Consider the following 19,793-nt stretch of genomic DNA (forward strand, 5'->3'; position numbering starts at 1 on the left):
TACCCTAGCGAATCGTGTCAGGCTTCCCGCCATGCCCGAACTACCTGAAGTTGAAGTCACTCGCCGCGGTTTTGCCGATCGCATCGCCGGCGCCCGCATCGAGGCGATTCGTGTCGGCAAGCCTCTGCGCTGGGCGCTCGCCGTTGAACCGACTTCGCTGGTCGGGCGCACGGTGAGGGCAGTGCGAAGACGCGGGAAATATCTGCTCGTCGACCTTGATGCCGGCCTTCTTCTCATGCATCTCGGCATGTCCGGCAGCCTTCGCTTCGACGCCTCACTGCCACCCGCAGGCGTGCATGACCACTTTGACCTCGTGACAAGCAAGGGCACCCTTCGCCTCAATGATCCGCGCCGCTTCGGCGCCGTGGTCTATGTTGAGGACGAGGCCTCGCCGCTCGCGGGAAAGCTGCTGGGCGGCTTGGGTATGGAGCCGCTCGGGGACAGCTTCGACTTCGATGCATTCCTGGCGGGAATTCGCCGCCGGAGGGCGCCGGTGAAGCAGGTGCTGCTGGCCGGCGATGTCGTGGTGGGCGTGGGGAATATCTATGCCTCGGAGGCGCTGTTTCTAGCGGGAATTCGCCCCACGCTTTCTGCGTCCCGGATCAGCCGGCCCCGGGCCTTACGCCTGCATGCCGCAATCAGAGAGATCCTGGCCAGGGCTGTCGAACGGGGCGGGAGCACGCTGCGTGACTTTTCAAATATTGACGGGCAAAGTGGTTACTTCCAGTTGGAAGCCACGGTTTATGGCCGTGCCGGGGACCCTTGTCGGGTATGTGCGACACCGATTCGGCAAGTGCGGCAGGGGCAGCGATCGACGTATTTCTGCCCAAACTGCCAAAAGTCCTGAGACCATTCGGGCGAATGATCTCCTGGAGCCGTGCCGATGCTATATTTTGTAAATTGTCCTTACATTTGTCCCCTTGACCGCCTCCTTTAACCAGCAATTCGACCAGCATGGCACTTGGCGGCGCAATTTCGCGCACCGCCTCAAGTGGCTTGCGAGCTGGCTGAACGAGAACGAGCTGCTGAATCAGAGCGTCGCGGAGCGGCTTCGAGATGTCGAGGCACAGCTGCGAACCAGCAAGGTCATGGTCGCGTTCGTCGCGGAGTTTTCGCGCGGCAAATCCGAGTTGATCAATGCGATCTTCTTTGCGGGCTACGGTCGTCGAATCATGCCCGCGAGCGCGGGGCGCACCACGATGTGCCCGACTGAGCTGGGCTATGACCCCATGCATCCGGCCAGCCTGCGACTGTTGCCGATCGAAACCCGTCTCGAAGCCCATTCGCTCGCGCATTGGCGTGACGAACCGGACCGCTGGACCGAAATCGCGATCGACGTCGAGAATGCCGAGCAACTGTCGCAGTCGATGAGCAAGGTCGCCGACGTGCGCTGGGTGCCGGTGGATGAGGCGCAGGCACTCGGCTTCTGGAGCGACGACACGCCCGACGACAACCCCGTCCCCGATTCAGACGGCCGCGTCGAGATTCCCCGTTGGCGTCACGCGGTGTTGAACATGCCGCATCCCTTGCTTGAGCAAGGCCTGGTGATCCTGGACACACCCGGACTCAACGCGATCGGCGCCGAACCCGAATTGACGGTGAGCCTCATCCCGCAAGCCCACGCCGTCGTGTTCATCCTGGGTGCCGACACCGGCGTGACGCGATCCGATATGTCGATCTGGCGCGAACATCTGGTCACCGAGGGCGATGTGAGCGACACCCGCATCGTCGTGCTCAACAAGATCGACACGATGTGGGACATCCTCAGCACGCCCGCGCAGGTCGACGCGCAGATTCAGCGACAGCGCAAGGGCGCGGCCGAACTGCTTGGCGTGTCCTTGTCGCAAGTGCTTCCGGTTTCGGCTCAAAAGGGATTGCAGGCCAAGATCCGCCGGGATGTGCCGCTACTTCAGGCGAGTCGGCTTCCCGCGCTGGAAGCTGTGCTGGGCGAAGGGCTGCTCGGCAAACGCGAGACGATGCTGCGGCTGGCTGTCGACGCGGGCATTGCCGCGCTACGCACGGAGGCGGCCCGCATCCTTCACGTACGCCAGCGCGATCTGTCCGAGCAGGCGCTCGAGCTGCAGGGCCTGCGCGGCAAGAACGGCTCGGTCATCCGGCACATGCGAGTTCGCATCGAGCAGGAACAGACCGAATTCGAGGGCAGCAATACCCGCATCCTTGCCTTGAGGTCGGTTCAGGGAAAGCTGCTGCGAGAGGTCTATGCCGTCCTCGGGAGCACCGCGCTGAAGGCGGACATGGGCCGACTGTCCGCGGCGCTGAAGCGACGCGGCATCAAGTTCAACGTGGGCAAGGTGTACGGCGAAACCTTCGATGCGCTGCGCAACAATCTGCGCGAAGTCCAGGCGACCACCGCCGAGATCCAAGCGATGCTGCACGCAACCTTCCGGCAACTCAACGCCGAACATGGCTTCACGCTGCAGGCGCCGCCCGAGCCCGATCTCACGGGATTCGAGCAGCAACTGACGCAGATCGAGCGCAGTCACACCCATTACCTCGGCGTCGGCAATCTGCTCAAGCTGGCGCAGCCTGACTTCTGCGACAAGCTGGTGCGCGCGCTGGCCAGCCGCCTGCGCGTGGTCAACGAAGCCGCCATGACAGAGGTCGAGCGCTGGAGCAAGGGCGCCGGCGCACAGCTCGATGCACAACTGAAGGAGCGGCGTCGCACCTTCACCAAGCGGATCGAGGCGGTCGAACGCATCCAGGGTGCTGCCGGCAGCCTCGACGAGCGTCTTGCCGAATTGGCGGCTCAAGAGAGCAACCTCGTCGAGCTGCATCGCCGGTTGGGCGAACTCACGACACTGCTCGTGAGCCATGAGGCGCCCAACGCCGCGCCGGTGCGCAGCGAACTCAGTGCAGCCTGAAGACCCGCGGTCGGCGGCGCAGCGGATCGCCCGGACCTTTGCAGAAAGCGTCGTCGCCTGGCAGCGCACCCATGGACGCAGTGAACTGCCATGGCAGAACACGCAGGATCCCTATCGCGTCTGGCTGTCCGAAGTGATGCTGCAGCAGACACAGGTTTCGACCGTGCTGGGGTACTTTGCGCGATTCCTCGAACGCTTCCCGACCGTGGAGGCGCTCGCCGCCGGTACCGAGGACGAGGTGTTTGCGCTGTGGAGCGGGCTCGGCTACTACAGCAGAGCGCGCAACATGCATCGGTGCGCCCAGGAAGTCGTCGCACGGTTCGGCGGAGCGTTTCCGCGCACTGCGGCTGAATTGCAGAGCCTGCCCGGCATCGGCCGCTCCACCGCGGCGGCGATCTCGGCCTTTTGCTTCGGCGAGCGGGTTGCCATCCTCGACGGCAATGTGAAGAGGGTGCTCACGCGGGTGCTGGGTTTCGACGGCGACCTGTCTTCCTCGGCCCAGGAGCGCGCCTTGTGGAACGAAGCGACTGAGCTGTTGCCGCCCGCGACGCAGCAACGGTCCATCGCTCGCTACACGCAAGGATTGATGGATCTGGGCGCCACGGTTTGCCTTCCGCGCAAGCCGAGCTGCATCATCTGTCCGGTAGGAGATGCGTGCATCGCACGACGTCAAGGCGCGCCCGAGAAGTACCCGGTCAAGACCCGCAAGCTCCGCCGTAGCGCTGAATCGCTGTGGATGCTGCGCGCACGTGATACCCAGGGCCGCGTGTGGCTTGAAAAGCGCCCCGCGAGAGGCATTTGGGCGGGTCTTTACTGTCTCCCGGTCTTTGAGAGCCGCGACGCGTTGCTGGATGAACTGTCGGCTGCCGACCGCAAGGAGGCACGCGACGAAGCGGGATTCGTCCACGTGCTCACGCACAAGGACCTTCATTTGCATCCGGTCGCCGTCGATTGCCGTGCCTCGTCGTCACTTGGCGAGGGTGGGAGATGGTTCGACGAGCGGGAGTGGCCAGAACTCGGAATACCGGCGCCGGTGCGCAAGCTGCTGGCGAACGGCGGTTGAGGAGGCCGCACGAGCGGTCAGGCTCCGTCCAGCTCGCGGTGCCTTTTGAGGGCTGCCCATTTCGCGCCGAACCCGCGCGCCAGTTGCTCGACGAGGAAAACCGAGCGGTGCTGACCGCCGGTGCAGCCGATGGCCACGGTGACATAGCTGCGATGGTCTTGCGCGAGTGCGTCCAGCCATCTTCCGAGGAACTGTTCGATATCGGCGTACATGCGCGCGACATCGTCGTGTTCCCGCAGCCACTCGATGACGGGCGCGTCGCGACCGGTCAATGGTCGCAGCGCAGCCACGTAGTGTGGGTTGGGCAGCATGCGGACGTCGAACACGTAGTCGGCATCGAGCGGCACGCCACGCTTGAACGCGAATGACTCGAACACCAGGGTGAGGGTGCTCTGCGGCGCCGAGATCAGCGACTTGACGTAGCTTTGTAGTTGCGCCGGTCGGATGATGCTGGTGTCGATCACGTCGGCGCCGTCGCGCAGATCAGCGAGCAACTCCCGCTCGAGTTCGATGGCCTGGACCAGCACGCGCTGCTGCTCGGGTGCGTCGGTGTGGCCTTCGTGCCGGGACAACGGGTGCCGGCGCCGGGTTTCCGAATAGCGCCGCACCAGCGCGTCGGTCGTCGAGTCGAGAAACAGCGAGCGCAGCGATACGCCTTCGCGCCGCAAGACTTCGAGTTGCTGAGGGACCAGTGGCAGTGAAACACCGCTGCGGACGTCCATGGCGATTGCCACCCGCGCCGTCTGTTGTTGCTGCTGCAATGCGATGAAGGGCGCTAGCAGTTCTGGCGGCAGGTTGTCGACGCAGTAGTAGCCCGCATCCTCGAGCGCATGCAGCGCCACCGACTTGCCGGAGCCGGACATCCCGGTGATCAGGACGAGTTCCAGGCTCACGTTGAGGTCTCCCGCGCCTTGCTGCCCAGCATCTCGCGCGCGTGCGCCAGTGAGGTCTGCGATACGCGTTCGCCGCCGAGCATGCGCGCGATTTCCTGTGCCCTGCCTTCGCTGTCCAGCACCGAGACGCCGCTTTCGGTGCGAAGACCGTCCTGGCTCTTGGCGCCGGTCTGGCGCTTCGCAACAACGAGGTGGTGATCGGCACAGGCGGCCACTTGCGGCAGGTGGGTGACCGCAAGGACCTGTCGGTCGCGGCCGAGCTGCTTCATGAGGCGGCCGACGGTCTCCGCGACCGCGCCGCCGACGCCGGCGTCGACTTCGTCGAAAATGAGGGTCTGTGCCGCACCGAGTTCACTGGTTGTCACGGCGATGGCCAGCGCGATGCGCGACAACTCGCCACCGGAGGCCACCTTGCCAATGGAGCGTGGCGTGCTGCCTGCATGCCCGCTCACCAGGAATGCGATGTCCTCGAGGCCGGACCGGCCGGGTTGCGGCAACGGCTGTAGCGCGACTTCAAAGCGACCGCCCTTCATGCCGAGCTCTTGCATGGCCTGCGTCACCGCTTGGGCGAGCCTGGGCGCAGCCTGCTTGCGCGCCTTGCCCAGTGTCTTTGCTTCCTTCATATAGGCCTGCTGCGATGCCTGCTCGGCTCGTTCGAGCGCGTCGAGGTCGCTTTGGGCATCCAGGGCCTGCAACTCGTCTTGCCACCCGGAAAGCAGAGCCGGAAGCTCCCCGGGCTGACGTCTGTAGCGTCGGGCGAGCGACATCCAGAGACCCATCCGCTCATCCAGTTCGGCGAGCTTCTCTGGGTCGGTGTCGGCCTGACGGAGATACCCGTGCAGCGAATGGGCAGCGTCTGCGGCTTGCGCCACACTCGACGCCAGGACCTCGCCGAGTACCTTGAACTCGGGTTCGATGTGCTCACAGTTTTGCAGCATCGTCACGGCACGGCTGAGCGCGGCCAGCGCGCCGCCATCGTCGTCTTCGAGTGCAGCGCATGCGCCCTCGGCGGCATCGATGAGCGCATGCGCATTGGAAATGCGTGCGTGATTGGCTGAAAGCTCTTCCCACTCGTCGGCACCGGGCGCCAGTTTCATCACCTCGGCGACCTGCCACTGGAGGCGTTCCCGCTCGCGTTGCAGGGAATCCTGTGCCGAGCGCGCGGTTTCGAGCGAGGACATGGCTTGCCGCCAGGCGTGCCATGCGCTGTCGAGCGCGGTGGTCGTGACGCCCGCGTAGGCGTCGAGCAGACCGCGAACGGCCTCGGGGCGCGTCAGGCTTTGCCATGCATGTTGGCCGTGGATGTCGAGCAGGCGGTCGCCGAGTTCGCGCAACTGTGTCGCGGTGGCGGGGCTGCCGTTGATCCAGCCACGGCTGCGTCCCTGAAGGTCGACCGTCCGGCGAAGCATCAAGGAATCCCCGGCCTCGAACCCTCCTTCGTCCAGCCAGTTGCCCAGGGCCGGGTCGGCATCGAACTCTGCAGTGACGTCCAGCCGCTCGGCGCCTTCGCGCACTGAACCGGCGTCGGCGCGATTGCCGAGAGCGAGCTGTAGAGCATCGATCAGGATCGACTTACCCGCGCCTGTCTCCCCGGTAAGGACGGTGAAGCCCTTGGAGAGATCGAGCTCCAAGGCGCGCACGATCACGAAATCGCGCAATGCGATGCGGCGCAATGCCATTTCAGGAACCTCCTTCGTTCCAATGCAGTTTTTTGCGCAGCGTGTCGAAATAGCTCCAGCCCCTGGGATGCAGGAAGCGGACGCGGTAGTCCGAGCGGCGCACGACGACCCGATCGCCGATGGCCAGTGTTGCGAGGGATTGCATGTCGAAATTGGCGCTCGCGTCGCGCCCGCCGACGAGTTCGATCGAGACTTCCTCGGCATCGGGAAGCAGGATCGGCCGGTTGGAGAGCGTGTGTGGTGCGATCGGCACCACGATCCAACCGGGAACCGCCGGATGCAGCAGGGGCCCGCCCGCCGACAACGCATAAGCCGTCGAACCCGTGGGTGACGCGATGATCATCCCGTCGGCGCGCTGATTCGCCACGAAATGACGGCCGACCGTCACGCGCAACTCCACCATGCCCGACGTCGCGCCGCGATTCACGACGACGTCATTCATGGCTTGCGCGTCAAAGACCGACACACCGTCGCGCATCACCTGCGCGTGCATGAGGCTGCGGTGGTCTTCTTCGTATTCGCCGGCCAGCATCGGGATCAGCGTCGCTTGGTAGTTGTCGAGGGCGATGTCTGTGATGAAGCCAAGCCGCCCCCGGTTGATGCCGATCAGCGGGACACCGTAGGGCGCGAGCTGCCGTCCGATACCGAGCATGGTGCCGTCGCCGCCGACCACCAGGCCGAGGTCGCACTCCTCGCCGATTTCTTCCACCGTGAGCGCCTTGTAGCGACTTACCTCGATGTCGTCGGCCTGGGATTGCTCGACGAAGACCGTGCACCCTTGTGCTTCGAGAAAGGCACCGATGCCCTCCATGACTTCATCGAGCGCGCCGCATTGCGCCCGCGCACCGGAAGCCTGGTACTTGCCTATGAGTGCGACGTGACGAAAGCGGGAGCTCATCTACAAATTACAACATTAAAATTGCCCGATGCTGGACGACCGCGCCAAGTTGCTGCTGAAGACACTCGTCGAGCGCTATATCGCCGAGGGGCAACCTGTGGGGTCGCGCACGCTGTCTCGCGCGTCGGGGCTGGATCTTTCGCCTGCGACGATTCGCAACGTGATGTCCGACCTCGAGGGGCTCGGTCTGATCGCCAGCCCTCATACATCGGCAGGTCGGATCCCGACCGCACGCGGGTACCGTCTTTTCGTCGACACCATGCTGACTGCGCAGCGCGAGCACCTTGCCGCGCCGAGTCTTGCGCCTGACCAACCGCAGAAGGTCATCGCCAATGCGGCGAATCTGCTGTCCAACCTGTCGCAGTTCGTGGGAGTCGTGATGGCACCGCGGCGCGCCTCGATCTTCCGACAGATCGAATTCCTTCGACTTTCCGATCGCCGATTGCTTGTGATCATCGTCTCGCCAGATGGCGACGTGCAGAACAGGGTGATCTTTCCGGAGGCGGACTATTCGCAATCGCAATTGGTCGAGGCGTCCAACTACATCAATGCCCACTACGCCGGGCTGTCGATCGAGCAAGTGCGGGATCGCCTTCAGTCGGAGGTCGAACAACTGCGGGGAGAGATCGCCGAACTGATGCAGGCGGCTGTCAAGGTGAGCTCCGAAGTCCTGACCGAGGCGCAAGACGAGGTCGTGATCGCCGGGGAGCGTAATCTTCTCGCGGTGACTGATTTCTCCAGCGATATGGGCCATTTGCGCCGCGCGTTCGAACTGTTCGAGCAAAAAGCGCAACTGATGCGCCTTCTGGATGTTTCCAGCCAAGCCGAAGGCGTGCGCATCTTCATCGGTGGCGAGAGCCAGGTCGTTCCTTTCGACGATCTCTCCATCGTGAGCGCGAATTACGAAGTCGATGGGCAAGTGGTCGGAACGCTCGGTGTCATCGGGCCAACAAGAATGCCGTATGACCGCATGATCCAGATCGTCGACATCACTTCGAAGCTCCTCACGAACGCATTGAGTCACCGGAAGTAAGGAGTGAGCTCTGCGGCCCACTAGAATCCGCATCGCGTGGGCCGTTAGCTCAGTTGGTTAGAGCAGCGGACTCATAATCCGTTGGTCGCTGGTTCAAGCCCAGCACGGCCTACCACCAGTTCTTCTTCGCTTTTGCGCGAAGGTTCAGCACTTCGAGACAGGGCACCAGATTTGGATGCTATACTCGCAAGCTGTGCGGCTGTAGCTCAGTTGGATAGAGTACTTGGCTACGAACCAAGGGGTCGTGGGTTCAATTCCTGCCAGCCGCACCACTCTCATAAAAGGGTTAGCTCGTTAACGCGAGCTAACCCTTTTTCTTTTGGCGCGACCTTTGCGCCAACGCGATGTACACAGGCCATGAAAAAGCCCGCCGAAGCGGGCTAAAGGACCTTGGAGTCCAGAGGAGAGCACCAATTATGAGCGTCTCCTGTAAATTGTGGTTGAAACTAGGTCACTTGATGTAAACAAGGCGCGCTGCAGGTGGCGTTGACACTACCGCGCGCATGGCCGCAAGCACCAGAGGATTCGTCCGCAGCGATAATTTGCCGGCGGCGACGCCAGCGCCGCTTGGATCCATTTGGCCTCGATTCGAGCTGATGCGAATCGAGCGCTTCCATCTCTGGCGCTCATGGGGACGACCAAGATGAGTTCATTGCAAATGTTCCTGCCGGTCTCTGAGCCCGCACGCAGTGAGGCACTGTCCCGCCTGCAGCGAACCCACCACTTGCCGCGGCATCTCGTAAAGGGCATCGCTCGTGGGGAGCAAGGCAGACGAGGATTGGACATATCGGCCGACACCCCGCAAAGTCAGCAAGCCGTGCCAGATTCAGAAGTGTCCATGCCTGATCAGCAATCGGGCTGAACCGGGCGGGCCCCGGAACGGGCCGATTCCAGCGTCCGACGAAGGCCCGGTGGTGTGATACAACCGGCGCCCGATCCTGCTGCGGGTCGAAGGCTGGAGCAATGAGCAAGGCATTCACGAAGGAAATCGAAACCGACGACGATGACGGTAGCGAAGGCGGCGCGCTGCCTCCGCTGCCCGCTGGCGGCAAGAATTACATGACGCCCGCTGGTTATGCTCGTTTGCGTGCCGAATTGCTCGATCTGATGGACACGGAGCGCCCCAAGGTGGTCGAAGCCGTGCACTGGGCTGCAAAGAACGGCGATCGCTCCGAGAACGGCGACTACCTCTACGGCAAGAAGCGTCTGCGAGAGATCGACCGCAGGATTCGATTTCTCACCAAGCGACTCGAAGTCGCCGAAGTCACCGATCCGTCTGTGCATCACGGTAGCGACCAGGTGTTTTTCGGCTCGACAGTGCATTACGCCGACGAAAACGGCGAAGAGCGTGCGGTCACCATTCTCGGAATCGACGAAGCGGACAGCGCGCAGTCGCAGGTCAGTTGGATTTCGCCGATTGCGCGCGCGCTGCTCAAGTCCCGGGAGGGCGATGTGGTCAAACTCGCCACGCCGGGCGGCGTGCATGAGATCGAGGTGCTGTCGGTCAGCTACCCGGCGCCTTCAACCGGGGTCGGTTGAACGGTTGGGGATTCAGGGGACCGGCACGGTCCGCGCGGCAGCGAGGACGGAAGATGTCCGCCGCACCGCGCGCAACACGGCGTCGAGATGCGTGCGATCACGCACTGCGATCACGAACCGCAGATCCGTCGAATCCTGCGGCGTCTCGTCAGCCATTTCCACATGCGTAATGTCAGCCTCGGCGTCCGCCAGCGTCGCCGCGACGCGTGCCAGAACGCCTTTGTCGTTTCGCACGGTGATGACCACCCCCGTCTCGAAAGTCCGAACCGGGTCATCGGCCCATTCGACCGCGAAGAATCTTTCGCTGTCCTTGTAACGAAGTCGCTGGCCGACGCCGCATTCCTCGGTGTGAACGACCAGTCCTTCGCCATGTCCGAGGTAGCCGACGATCGGGTCGCCCGGGATAGGACGGCAGCACAGCGCAAAGCGCACGGATGAATTCTCGCTGCCGTCCAGCGTCACTGCGCCTTGCGAGACGGCGTCGTGCGCCGCGAAGCGCTCGCGGCTGAGCATCAGCGCATCGGGTTTTTCCCCGCGCTCGGCCATCAGCGCCATGAGCCGTTTCGCCACGATACTGGCGATGCGCTTGCCCAATCCGATGTCGGTCAGCAGTTCAGAGCGCGTGCGATTGCCGGTGAAGCGCAGGAGTTTTTCCCAGAGTTGTTGATGCTCCGCGTCGTCTTCCGGCAAGTTGCCCAGACCTTCGGCGCGCAAGGCCTGCGCCAGCAGCTTTTCGCCCAGACCTTCAGACTCGGCATGTGCGAGGGTCTTGAGGTAGTGACGGATCTTCGAGCGGGCCCGGCCGGTCCGCACGAATCCGAGCCAGGCGGGATTCGGGGTCGACACCGGCGCCGTGATGATCTCGACGACATCGCCGTTCTTGAGTTCGGTGCGCAACGGAACCTGATCGCCGTTGATGCGCGCCGCCGAGGTATGGTCGCCGATGTTGCTGTGAATCGCGTAGGCGAAGTCGACCACAGTCGCTCCGCGCGGCAGCGCCATGATCTGACTCTTCGGCGTAAACACATACACCGCATCGGGAAAGAGGTCGACCTTGACGTGATCCCAGAATTCGGCCGCGTCGCGCGTTTCGTCCTGGATGTCGAGCAGCGACTGGAGCCATTTGGCGCCCAGGCGCTCGCTGGTTGCCGCAGTCGGCTCCGCAGCCTTGTAGAGCCAATGCGCCGCAACACCCGATTCGGCAACCACGTGCATGGCCTCGGTCCGAAGCTGGAATTCAACGTTGACGCCGGCAGGGCCCACCAGCGTGGTGTGCAGGGACTGATAGCCGTTGAGCTTGGCAATCGCGATGTGGTCCTTGAACTTACCGGGCAGCGGCTTGTACATCTGGTGGAGGATGCCGAGTCCGGTGTAGCAGGAGATCACGGTGGGGACGATCAACCGGAAACCGTAGATGTCGGTGACCTGGGCAAAGCTCAGGTGCTTTTCGTCCATCTTCCGGTAGATCGAATAGAGCGTTTTCTCGCGGCCGGCGATTCGTACACTCATCCCGGCGTTGGCAAAGGCCGTTTCCACTTCCTGTTGGACCTTCTGAATCAGGTCCCGGCGGCGCCCTCGTGCCTTGGCAACTGCTTTCGCGAGGATGGCGTAACGCCATGGGCGCAGGTGTCGGAATGACAGGTCCTGCAGTTCCCTGTACGTTTGATTGAGGCCCAGTCGGTGCGCGATCGGTGCGTAGATTTCAAGCGTTTCGCGGGAGATGCGCGCCCATTTTTCGCGCGGCGCATCGTCCAGCGTGCGCATGTTATGCGTCCGGTCCGCCAGCTTGACCAGGATGACCCGCACATCGCGCGCCATGGCGAGGAGCATCTTGCGGAAGGACTCCGCCTGGTTCTCTTCGCGGGTGTTGAAGCGAAGCTTGTCCAGCTTCGTGAGGCCGTCGACCAGTTCTGCCACCGGGGCGCCGAACCGCTCGATCAGCTCGGATTTGGTCACGCCGCAGTCTTCGATGGCATCGTGCAGCAGAGCGGCCATCAGTGCCTGCGCATCGAGCTTCCATTCTGCGCACTGGGCGGCGACGGCGATAGGGTGGGTGATGTAGGGTTCGCCACTGTTGCGTAGCTGTCCCAGGTGCGCCTCGTCGGCAAAGCGATAGGCGCGGCGAACCTGGTCGATGTCTTCCGCACCCAGATAGTCGAGCCGATCGGTCAGGGCGGCGAAACTCGCGGCGGCCGCATTCAGCGCCGCCGGACTCGGCTGGGGGTTTCGAGGAGCCTCGGACTGGGGCTTGACGACCGCACTCATAGCTACCACTTTAGCGTGGCAGCCGAACAGACGCATTCAGCCATAAAAAAAGCACCGCATGCGGTGCTTCCTTGTTGCATGTCTGCATCAACTCAACCAGGGACCTTCTTGAGCATCTCCAAGCCGATCTTGCCTTCGGCGATCTCGCGCAGTGCAGTCACACCGGGCTTGTTCTTGCTTTCGATTTTCGGGGCATGTCCCTGGCTCAGCATGCGCGCGCGGTAGGTTGCGGCCAGCACGAGTTGGAATCGATTGGGGATGTGTTGCAGGCAATCTTCGACAGTGATGCGGGCCATGAGGATCTTTCGGCGGTGGGCGGACGGTTGGCGGATCAGGGAATGTTCAGCGCGGCAAAGGTGCTCGCACGTGCGCGGCGCTGTGCAGAGTAGCGAAGCCGCTGAGCGTGGACAATCGCTTTCAGGTCGAAAAGTGCGCGCTCAAATACCTCGTTGATTATAACGAAATCGAACTCGTTGGCCCGTGCCATCTCTTCGGCGGCATTCCGCAGTCGCAATTCGATGACGGAAGCGCTGTCCTCGCCGCGACGCTCCAGGCGGGAACGCAATTCCTCCCAACTTGGGGGAAGAATGAAGATCATCACCGCATTCGAAAACGTCTTCCGGATCTGCAGCGCACCCTGGAAATCGATCTCGAGAATGACGTCCGCGCCCTGTGCGATGCGTTCCTCGATCGCCCTCTTGGACGTGCCGTAGCGCTGACCGTGGACATGCGCCCATTCGACGAAGGCCTCGGCCGCCACCATCGCGTCAAACTCCGAATGGGAGGCGAAGAAGTACTCCCGGCCGTGCTTTTCCTGGCCGCGGGGAGGGCGCGTCGTGTGCGAGACCGAAGGTTGAACGGCCGAATCGAGTTCCATCAAGGCTTTGACCAGACTCGATTTGCCGGCGCCGCTGGGCGCCGCGACCACGAAGATGTTGCCGGGGTAGTCCATTCGCTGGTTCTCTATTCGATGTTCTGGACCTGTTCGCGCATTTGCTCGATCAGGACCTTCATGTCCACGCCGATGCGCGTGAGCTCGAGCGTCGCGGATTTTGAACCCAGCGTATTGGCCTCACGGTGCAACTCCTGGATCAGGAAATCGAGTCGCTTGCCGATTTCGCCGCCCTTTTTCACGAGGCGCTCGATCTCGTCGAGATGGGAGTTCAACCGGGTCAGTTCTTCCGCCACATCGATGCGGATTGCGTAGGCGGTGGCTTCGGTCAGCGCGCGATCCTGGGCCGCTTCCGGGAGTATGGCGCCGCCGCTCAAGCCCATGGCCTCCTGCCAGCGCTCAAGGAATCGCGTACGTTGCTGCTCGACAAGCATCGGCACCAATGGCAGCGCCTGGGTCGCGAGCGCGCGCAGTTGCGCGAGATGGTCCTGCAACATGCGGGCGAGGCGCGCGCCTTCGCGTTCCCGAGAAGAAAGCAGGGCCTTCAGCGTCTTTTCGCTCAGTTCGGCAAGTTCAGGCCCCCAGTCTCCCTTGCTCGCAGTGTCGCCGGCGGCGAGCCGCAGGACGTCGGCAACGCTGAGATCCCGGGCGCTCGGCAGCCATGACTTGATCTGGTCCTGCACGCCGTTGAGACGCTGAAGCAGCTTGGACGAAGGCTCACCGATGCCGGCGGCGGCCGTGGATTCGATGGCGGCGCGCACTTCGACCTTGCCGCGCTTGAGTTGCCCGGTGATCAATTCGCGCAGCGCCGGTTCGTGCTGGCGCAGTTCCTCGGGCAACTTGAAAGTCAGGTCCAGAAATCGGCTGTTGACCGAACGGATTTCGACCCCAAGACGAGCTCCGGCGTGGGGGCGCGCCTCGGCTTCGGGGTGGCTGCCTGCGGGGCTGTTCTGCCCGCTGGCGTAGCCGGTCATGCTGTAAACTGGCATCGCGCCTCGCTGTGAATCTGTTGTTTGCACCGTGACGTCGGCACGGCGTTCGCTTGCCGCACCATCGCCTTCGGGCGAAACTCCCGGATTATGTCAAAGGTCAAACCTTCGCCCTTGCTGCCTGATACGGTCATTGGCGGCTATCGCGTCGTGCGCCGGCTTTCAGCCGGTGGCTTTGGTGTTGTTTACCTGGCCGTCGACCACAGCGGCCAGCAGGTTGCCATCAAGGAATATCTTCCTTCGTCCCTCGCGACGCGGGGCACCGGCGAATTGTCGCCGCAGGTCTCGCCCGAAAAGCTCTCCCTTTACCGATTGGGGCTGAAGAGCTTCTTCGAGGAAGGGCGTTCGCTCGCGCAGATCTCGCATGCCTCCGTTGTGAGCGTTCTCAATTTCTTCCGCGAGAACGAAACGGTCTATATGGTCATGAATTACCTGGAAGGGGCGACCCTGCAGGACTTCGTCGTCACCGCGCGCGACCTCAAGAAGCAGAAGGTATTCCGCGAATCCACGATTCGTTCGTTATTCGACGAGATCCTGCGAGGCTTGCGCATCGTTCATCAGCACAAGATGCTGCACCTGGATATCAAGCCCGCCAACATCTTCGTGACGGACGACGATCGGGCGGTCATGATCGATTTCGGGGCCGCGCGCGAAGTGCTGTCGAAGGAAGGCAACTTCATCCGGCCGATGTACACCCCCGGCTTCGCGGCGCCCGAGATGTACCGTCGCGACTCGTCCATGGGGCCGTGGACCGACATCTACGCCATCGGTGCGTGCATCTACGCCTGCATGCAGGGGTATCCCCCGAACGATGCCCCCCAGCGCATCGAGAAGGATCGCCTTGGTCTCTCTCTGTCCCGGCTGCGCGGCATCTACTCCGACAACCTGATCGAAGTGGTCGAATGGTGCATGTCGCTCGACCCGCTTTCGCGTCCGCAGTCGGTGTTCGCCTTGCAGAAGGAGCTGAGCCGCGAAGGCGAACGCCGCTATACCAAGCTCACGGTTGGCGAGAAAGTAAGACTTTCGATCGACAACATGCGTTCATTTGAAAAGAAGGGGCTGCCGAAGGCGGCAGCGCCGACGACACGCCCGGCATGAAATTTTCTGTTTTTCAAGTCAGCCGCAAGGGCGGTCGTCTCAAGAACGAAGACCGCATGGGCTACTGCTACACCCGCGAATCGGGGTTGTTCGTGCTGGCCGACGGCATGGGCGGGCATCCCGAAGGCGAAATCGCGGCGCAGTTGGCCTTGCAGACGATCGCCGCGCTGTACCAGCGCGAAGCGCGGCCCATCGTGAAGGACGTGAAGGCCTTCCTGACCTCGTCCGTGATGGCGGCGCACCAGCAGATCATGCGGTACGCGGGCAACAAGGGAATGCTCGATACGCCGCGTACCACCGTGGTGGCGGCAGTGATCCAGGGGACGACGGCCACCTGGATTCATTGCGGCGATTCGCGTCTGTACGTCGTCCGGGATGGCGAACTGCTCATCCGCACCCGCGATCACTCGCACGCCGAGCGTCCGCGCGCCAACGCCGGGCCGGAGCCAGTCAACCGCAATCTGTTGCTCACCTGTCTCGGCTCACCGACTCCGCCCCTGTTCGACATTTCCGCGCCGCTACAACTGCAACGCGGCGATCGCATCATGCTGTGTTCCGACGGCCTCTGGGGAGTCCTGGACGACGGCGTGATCGTTCACATCCTGTCCTCCGGCAAGCCGGTGTCCGACGCCGCCCCCGACCTTGCGGAGATGGCGCTGCGCAATGGCGGCAGCCACAGCGACAACGTGACCCTGATTGCGCTCGAATGGGAAACCCCCGACGCGCCAGGGCAGAAGCGCGGTGTTTCCACGGACAGCATCAGCGACGGCGTGTTCGCGTCGACCATCCAGGCCGGCATGCCCTCCGACAGCGAGCTCGATGACCTCGACGAGGACGCCATCGAGCGATCGATCGCTGAAATCAACGAAGCCATACGCCGCTCTGCCGCGCGCAAGGGCTGAGTCTTTTTTTCTTTTTTCCTCCTTCCACCATGACTGTTTTCGTACGTAGCGGCGGCCGTGCCGCCGACCAGTTGCGCCCTGTGCGCATTACCCGGGGCTTCACCATCCATGCCGAAGGTTCGGTCCTGATCGAGTTCGGCCAGACGCGCGTCCTTTGCACGGCCTCGGTCGAGGAAAAAGTGCCCCCGCACAAGCGCGGCAGCGGCGAGGGCTGGGTCACCGCCGAATACGGCATGCTCCCGCGTGCAACCCATACCCGCAGCGACCGTGAAGCCGCTCGCGGCAAGCAGAGCGGACGGACGCAGGAAATCCAGCGCCTCATCGGCCGCTCGATGCGCGCCGTGTTCGACCTGGCTGCGCTCGGCGAACGCACCATCCATCTGGACTGCGACGTGCTGCAGGCCGACGGCGGCACACGGACGGCGGCAATCACCGGTGCCTTCGTCGCGGCGCAGGACGCGGTCAACAAGCTGCTGGCCGAAGGCAAGATCCCGGCCTCGCCGATTCGCGGCCACGTCGCGGCCATCTCGGTGGGCATCGTGCAGGGCACGCCGCTGCTCGACCTCGAATACATCGAGGATTCGGCCTGCGACACCGACATGAACGTCGTGATGACCGGCGCGGGGCACTTTGTCGAAGTCCAGGGCACGGCCGAAGGCGCCGCGTTTTCGCGCGACGAAATGAACGCCCTTTTGGCCCTGGCCGAAAAAGGCATCATCGAACTGACCGCGCTGCAAACCAAGGCGCTGTCGAGCTGACCCACCCTGCGCATCGACGATGAAACTTGTTCTCGCCTCCAACAACGCCGGCAAGCTCGCGGAGCTGCAGGCTCTTTTCGCGCCACTCGACGTCACCCTGGTGCGGCAGTCGGAACTTGGCGTCGGTGAGGCCGAGGAGCCGTTTCGCACCTTTGTCGAGAACGCGCTCGCCAAGGCGCGCCATGCGTCCGCGCAGACGGGGCTGCCCGCGATCGCCGACGATGCGGGCTTGTGCGTGCAAGCTTTCGGCGGGCTTCCTGGTGTCGACACGGCTTTCTATGCAACGCAGTTCGGCTACGAGAAGGGCGATGCGAACAACGTGCGTGCGTTGCTCGAACAGCTGGCCTCCAAGGCCGATCGCCGCGCCGCGCTGGTCAGCACCTTGGTCGCCCTGCGCAGCGCGGACGACCCGGAGCCGCTGATCGCCGTGGGGCGTGTTGCCGGCGTGATCGCCTGCGAGCCCATCGGCGACAACGGATTCGGCTTCGACCCCGTGATGTTCCTGCCGCAGTTCGGCAAGACCTTTGCGCAGCTGCCGCCCGAAGTGAAGAACGCAAACAGCCATCGCGGCCAGGCGGCGCGCGCGATGCTGGCCCTGATGCGCGAGCGCTGGTCGTGAACGCCATCATCCCGATCGCGAAAGACGCTGACGACAGTCCCGGCGGTGCGGCCGGCGCCAACGACGTGCTGCACCTGATGCGACCGGGTCCGCTGCAGCTGTCGGCCTTGCCCCCACTGTCGCTGTATGTTCATCTTCCGTGGTGCCTGCGCAAGTGCCCGTACTGCGACTTCAATTCCCACGAATGGCGAAATGGGGGTGGCGAACTGCCCGAACAACGCTACCTCGACGCCCTGGTCGCCGACCTCGAGGCGGCGTTGCCCCTGATCTGGGGACGCATGATTCACACGATTTTCATCGGCGGCGGCACGCCGAGCCTGTTCTCCCCGGCATCCATCGACCGGCTGATCGGGGATATGCGCGCCCGGCTCAAGCTGGCGCCGGATTGCGAGATCACGCTGGAGGCCAACCCAGGCACGTTCGAGCGCGATCGCTTCCGCGCCTACCGTGCTGCCGGTGTCACGCGGCTATCGGTCGGCGTGCAGTCCTTCAACGACGAGCATTTGAAGGCGCTCGGCCGCGTGCACGATCGCGCACAGGCCATTGCCGCGGTGGAAGAAGCCGCCGCGACTTTTGACACCTTCAACCTCGACCTGATGTACGCGCTGCCGGGCCAGACGCCGGAGGATCTCGATGCAGACCTCGACCAGGCGCTGTCGCTCGCGCCACCGCACCTGTCGGTCTATCACCTGACCATCGAGCCGAACACCTATTTCGCCAAGTTTCCCCCGGTGATCCCGGAGGACGACGCGGCCTACGCCATGCTGGACCGCATCGGCGAGCGCACGGCGGCGGTCGGCCTCGAACGCTATGAAATCTCGGCGTACGCGCGCAAGGGCCACCAGTGCGCGCACAATCTGAACTATTGGCAGTTCGGCGACTATCTGGGTATCGGCGCCGGTGCTCATAGCAAGCTCAGTTTCGCGCATCGTGTCGTGCGGCAAGTGCGGTTCCGGGAGCCTCGCCTCTATATGGACAACGCACTCGCTGCCCATGCCGTTGCGCAGAATGAGGAGGTGGGCATTGGTGCTTTGCCTTTTGAATTCATGCTCAATGCCTTGCGTTTGAAAGACGGCTTTACGCTCGCGCAGTTCGGGGAACGGACGGGCTTGGCCGTCACCGCCATCCAGCGCGGGCTGGAAGAAGCCGAACGCAAGGGATTGATCGAACGCGACCTTGCGCGCGTGTGGCCGACGACGCGCGGCTTCGACTTCCTGAGCGATCTTCAGGCGATCTTCCTGCCAGACTCGTGAGGAGGGACACTGCCATGGACAACCTCGAATCCCCAGAAGTCAAACGCCGGTCGCGTGGACGACCCAGCCCAGAGCAGGCGGTCGCGCTGCGCGAGTCCTTCCTTGCGGCCGCGCTCGAATCCTTCCTGGAAAAGGGCTACGCGGCCACCAGCATCGAGGCCATCGCCCGCGAGGCGGGCGTCGCGAAGATCACGATCTACCGCCAGTTCGACAACAAGGAAGCCTTGTTCCGGGAGGTGGTCCACCGCGCCGTGAGCAGCGCGCGCGAAACCATGCAGGCGACGCTGGTGCGGCGCGATGCCGATGAGAGACAAGTCCTGCTCGACCTGATCGAGCGCATGTACCTGAGCGCCACGGAGCCGAAGACCCTGGCACTGCTGCGCCTTGTGATCGCCGAGGCAGTGCGCTTCCCGGAGCTGGCGAAATCGCTTTATGCGGAAAACAGCTACGTGCTCGCGCCCGTGGTCGATTACCTCGCCGAAGCGCACCGGGCCGGAACGCTGCATGTGCCGGCGCCCGAACTGGCGGCGGTGCAGTTGTCGACCCTGGCCTTTGGCGGCGTGCGTTTTTTCATCTCGAAGCCCCTGGCCGGGCCCGAGGAGCGCCGCGCCTGGGCGGAAGGTATTCTTGATCTGGTCATGCGAGGTTGGGCGCCGGCAGCCGGATCGCAGGAACACAACCGCTAAAATCGCCGACTGCCTTCTTCCATCCGAAGGCATCCCAGGAGAGTTGGGTGAGTGGTTTAAACCAGCAGTCTTGAAAACTGCCGACGGGCAACCGTCCGTGAGTTCGAATCTCACACTCTCCGCCAGTTGGCGATGTCTCTCATCGACGCTCGGGCAGTTGGATATTTCTACCCATCTCGTACCCATCCGCCGGCAGTGCGACTGGGTGATACTTGCTGAGGGTGTGTGACATTGGTCAATTGCAGCAGTCGGGCCAAGTCCGGACTTTCGTCACAACCGTCCAGTTTTCTAGTTCGCTCGGGTAATCTTCGTCGCCGCCTTGAAGCCGCGCAAAGCTTGATGCA

18 protein-coding genes and 3 tRNA genes are annotated in these 19,793 nt (G+C 63.3%); 14 read left to right on the forward strand and 7 right to left on the reverse strand.

What is annotated here, in order from left to right; genetic code table 11:
- The first annotated feature begins 31 nt into the window (after positions 1–31).
- The 3 genes from mutM (at position 32) to mutY (ending at position 3,945) form a co-directional block, all read left to right on the forward strand.
- Entirely contained in the window at positions 32–847 is an 816-nt protein-coding gene (gene mutM, locus AC1DHL_RS24665) for a bifunctional DNA-formamidopyrimidine glycosylase/DNA-(apurinic or apyrimidinic site) lyase (RefSeq protein WP_478097980.1), read from the forward strand.
- 73 nt (positions 848–920) lie between these two features.
- A complete protein-coding gene (locus tag AC1DHL_RS24670; protein WP_478097982.1) occupies positions 921–2,882 on the forward strand; it encodes a dynamin family protein in 1,962 nt (653 codons plus the stop codon).
- On the forward strand, positions 2,833–3,945 hold the full coding sequence (gene mutY, locus AC1DHL_RS24675) for an A/G-specific adenine glycosylase (protein WP_478097984.1): 1,113 nt from the start codon (positions 2,833–2,835) through the stop codon (positions 3,943–3,945). Before AC1DHL_RS24670 ends, mutY begins: the two co-directional genes overlap by 50 nt.
- 17 nt (positions 3,946–3,962) lie before the next feature.
- On the opposite strand, the gene rapZ is transcribed toward mutY, so the two are convergent.
- From rapZ to AC1DHL_RS24690, 3 genes are read right to left on the reverse strand one after another with little or no spacing between them, the layout of a single operon-like run.
- Positions 3,963–4,838: an RNase adapter RapZ gene (rapZ, locus tag AC1DHL_RS24680; protein ID WP_478163688.1), complete on the reverse strand. Its 876-nt coding sequence runs from the start codon at positions 4,836–4,838 to the stop codon at positions 3,963–3,965.
- The gene (gene recN, locus AC1DHL_RS24685; RefSeq protein WP_478097988.1) at positions 4,835–6,517 is read right to left on the reverse strand and encodes a DNA repair protein RecN; all 1,683 of its coding nucleotides are present in this window, start codon (positions 6,515–6,517) and stop codon (positions 4,835–4,837) included. The genes rapZ and recN overlap by 4 nt, the downstream gene beginning before the upstream one ends.
- 1 nt (position 6,518) lies before the next feature.
- Positions 6,519–7,415 carry an NAD kinase gene (locus AC1DHL_RS24690; protein WP_478097990.1) on the reverse strand — a complete coding sequence of 299 codons (897 nt, stop codon included), beginning with the start codon at positions 7,413–7,415 and terminating at the stop codon, positions 6,519–6,521.
- A 28-nt stretch (positions 7,416–7,443) separates the two neighbouring features.
- Between AC1DHL_RS24690 and hrcA the strand changes: the two genes are divergently transcribed.
- The 4 genes from hrcA (at position 7,444) to greB (ending at position 9,987) form a co-directional block, all read left to right on the forward strand.
- Positions 7,444–8,448 (forward strand): heat-inducible transcriptional repressor HrcA, encoded by a 1,005-nt coding sequence (gene hrcA / locus AC1DHL_RS24695; RefSeq protein WP_478097992.1) that lies wholly within the window; start codon positions 7,444–7,446, stop codon positions 8,446–8,448.
- A gap of 38 nt (positions 8,449–8,486) precedes the next feature.
- Positions 8,487–8,563 (forward strand) — tRNA-Ile (locus tag AC1DHL_RS24700).
- Positions 8,564–8,643: 80 nt separating this feature from the next.
- A tRNA-Arg gene (locus tag AC1DHL_RS24705) sits at positions 8,644–8,720 on the forward strand.
- A 691-nt stretch (positions 8,721–9,411) separates the two neighbouring features.
- Positions 9,412–9,987, forward strand: coding sequence for a transcription elongation factor GreB (gene greB, locus AC1DHL_RS24710; RefSeq protein ID WP_478163689.1), 576 nt, complete (start codon positions 9,412–9,414; stop codon positions 9,985–9,987).
- A 12-nt stretch (positions 9,988–9,999) separates the two neighbouring features.
- On the opposite strand, the gene AC1DHL_RS24715 is transcribed toward greB, so the two are convergent.
- From AC1DHL_RS24715 to AC1DHL_RS24730, 4 genes are all read right to left on the reverse strand, one after another.
- Complete coding sequence (locus AC1DHL_RS24715) at positions 10,000–12,252, reverse strand: RelA/SpoT family protein (RefSeq protein ID WP_478098021.1); 2,253 nt, start codon at positions 12,250–12,252, stop codon at positions 10,000–10,002.
- 92 nt (positions 12,253–12,344) lie between these two features.
- Complete coding sequence (gene rpoZ, locus AC1DHL_RS24720) at positions 12,345–12,548, reverse strand: DNA-directed RNA polymerase subunit omega (protein ID WP_028249368.1); 204 nt, start codon at positions 12,546–12,548, stop codon at positions 12,345–12,347.
- A gap of 35 nt (positions 12,549–12,583) precedes the next feature.
- The gene (gene gmk / locus AC1DHL_RS24725; protein ID WP_478098023.1) at positions 12,584–13,204 is read right to left on the reverse strand and encodes a guanylate kinase; all 621 of its coding nucleotides are present in this window, start codon (positions 13,202–13,204) and stop codon (positions 12,584–12,586) included.
- A gap of 11 nt (positions 13,205–13,215) precedes the next feature.
- Complete coding sequence (locus tag AC1DHL_RS24730; RefSeq protein WP_478098024.1) at positions 13,216–14,133, reverse strand: YicC/YloC family endoribonuclease; 918 nt, start codon at positions 14,131–14,133, stop codon at positions 13,216–13,218.
- A 90-nt stretch (positions 14,134–14,223) separates the two neighbouring features.
- Between AC1DHL_RS24730 and AC1DHL_RS24735 the strand changes: the two genes are divergently transcribed.
- The 7 genes from AC1DHL_RS24735 to AC1DHL_RS24765 all read left to right on the forward strand — a co-directional run bounded on the left by AC1DHL_RS24735 (position 14,224) and on the right by AC1DHL_RS24765 (position 19,574).
- Positions 14,224–15,231, forward strand: a complete 1,008-nt coding sequence (locus AC1DHL_RS24735) for a serine/threonine protein kinase (RefSeq protein WP_478098025.1) — start codon at positions 14,224–14,226, stop codon at positions 15,229–15,231.
- On the forward strand, positions 15,228–16,133 hold the full coding sequence (locus AC1DHL_RS24740; RefSeq protein ID WP_478098027.1) for a PP2C family protein-serine/threonine phosphatase: 906 nt from the start codon (positions 15,228–15,230) through the stop codon (positions 16,131–16,133). The genes AC1DHL_RS24735 and AC1DHL_RS24740 overlap by 4 nt, the downstream gene beginning before the upstream one ends.
- A 29-nt stretch (positions 16,134–16,162) precedes the next feature.
- A complete protein-coding gene (rph, locus tag AC1DHL_RS24745; RefSeq protein ID WP_478163690.1) occupies positions 16,163–16,891 on the forward strand; it encodes a ribonuclease PH in 729 nt (242 codons plus the stop codon).
- A 19-nt stretch (positions 16,892–16,910) separates the two neighbouring features.
- Entirely contained in the window at positions 16,911–17,510 is a 600-nt protein-coding gene (locus AC1DHL_RS24750; RefSeq protein WP_478163691.1) for a non-canonical purine NTP pyrophosphatase, read from the forward strand.
- Between the two features lie 77 nt (positions 17,511–17,587).
- Positions 17,588–18,763 carry a radical SAM family heme chaperone HemW gene (gene hemW / locus AC1DHL_RS24755; protein WP_478163725.1) on the forward strand — a complete coding sequence of 392 codons (1,176 nt, stop codon included), beginning with the start codon at positions 17,588–17,590 and terminating at the stop codon, positions 18,761–18,763.
- Between the two features lie 14 nt (positions 18,764–18,777).
- Positions 18,778–19,449, forward strand: coding sequence for a TetR/AcrR family transcriptional regulator (locus tag AC1DHL_RS24760; protein ID WP_478163692.1), 672 nt, complete (start codon positions 18,778–18,780; stop codon positions 19,447–19,449).
- A 37-nt stretch (positions 19,450–19,486) separates the two neighbouring features.
- Positions 19,487–19,574 (forward strand) — tRNA-Ser (locus tag AC1DHL_RS24765).
- Positions 19,575–19,793 lie beyond the last annotated feature (219 nt).

The sequence above is a fragment of the Variovorax sp. 10L426 genome (genome assembly GCF_056395305.1).

What these genes read in the sequence shown, in the direction of transcription:
- mutM (WP_478097980.1), top strand. Translation starts at nt 32, where the DNA reads ATGCCCGAACTACCTGAAGTTGAAGTCACTCGCCGCGGTTTTGCCGAT.
- mutY (WP_478097984.1), top strand. Translation starts at nt 2,833, where the DNA reads ATGAGGCGCCCAACGCCGCGCCGGTGCGCAGCGAACTCAGTGCAGCCT.
- recN (WP_478097988.1), bottom strand. Translation starts at nt 6,517, where the DNA reads ATGGCATTGCGCCGCATCGCATTGCGCGATTTCGTGATCGTGCGCGCC.
- AC1DHL_RS24690 (WP_478097990.1), bottom strand. Translation starts at nt 7,415, where the DNA reads ATGAGCTCCCGCTTTCGTCACGTCGCACTCATAGGCAAGTACCAGGCT.
- hrcA (WP_478097992.1), top strand. Translation starts at nt 7,444, where the DNA reads ATGCTGGACGACCGCGCCAAGTTGCTGCTGAAGACACTCGTCGAGCGC.
- greB (WP_478163689.1), top strand. Translation starts at nt 9,412, where the DNA reads ATGAGCAAGGCATTCACGAAGGAAATCGAAACCGACGACGATGACGGT.
- AC1DHL_RS24715 (WP_478098021.1), bottom strand. Translation starts at nt 12,252, where the DNA reads ATGAGTGCGGTCGTCAAGCCCCAGTCCGAGGCTCCTCGAAACCCCCAG.
- rpoZ (WP_028249368.1), bottom strand. Translation starts at nt 12,548, where the DNA reads ATGGCCCGCATCACTGTCGAAGATTGCCTGCAACACATCCCCAATCGA.
- gmk (WP_478098023.1), bottom strand. Translation starts at nt 13,204, where the DNA reads ATGGACTACCCCGGCAACATCTTCGTGGTCGCGGCGCCCAGCGGCGCC.
- AC1DHL_RS24730 (WP_478098024.1), bottom strand. Translation starts at nt 14,133, where the DNA reads ATGCCAGTTTACAGCATGACCGGCTACGCCAGCGGGCAGAACAGCCCC.
- AC1DHL_RS24735 (WP_478098025.1), top strand. Translation starts at nt 14,224, where the DNA reads ATGTCAAAGGTCAAACCTTCGCCCTTGCTGCCTGATACGGTCATTGGC.
- AC1DHL_RS24740 (WP_478098027.1), top strand. Translation starts at nt 15,228, where the DNA reads ATGAAATTTTCTGTTTTTCAAGTCAGCCGCAAGGGCGGTCGTCTCAAG.
- rph (WP_478163690.1), top strand. Translation starts at nt 16,163, where the DNA reads ATGACTGTTTTCGTACGTAGCGGCGGCCGTGCCGCCGACCAGTTGCGC.
- AC1DHL_RS24750 (WP_478163691.1), top strand. Translation starts at nt 16,911, where the DNA reads ATGAAACTTGTTCTCGCCTCCAACAACGCCGGCAAGCTCGCGGAGCTG.
- hemW (WP_478163725.1), top strand. Translation starts at nt 17,588, where the DNA reads ATGCGACCGGGTCCGCTGCAGCTGTCGGCCTTGCCCCCACTGTCGCTG.
- AC1DHL_RS24760 (WP_478163692.1), top strand. Translation starts at nt 18,778, where the DNA reads ATGGACAACCTCGAATCCCCAGAAGTCAAACGCCGGTCGCGTGGACGA.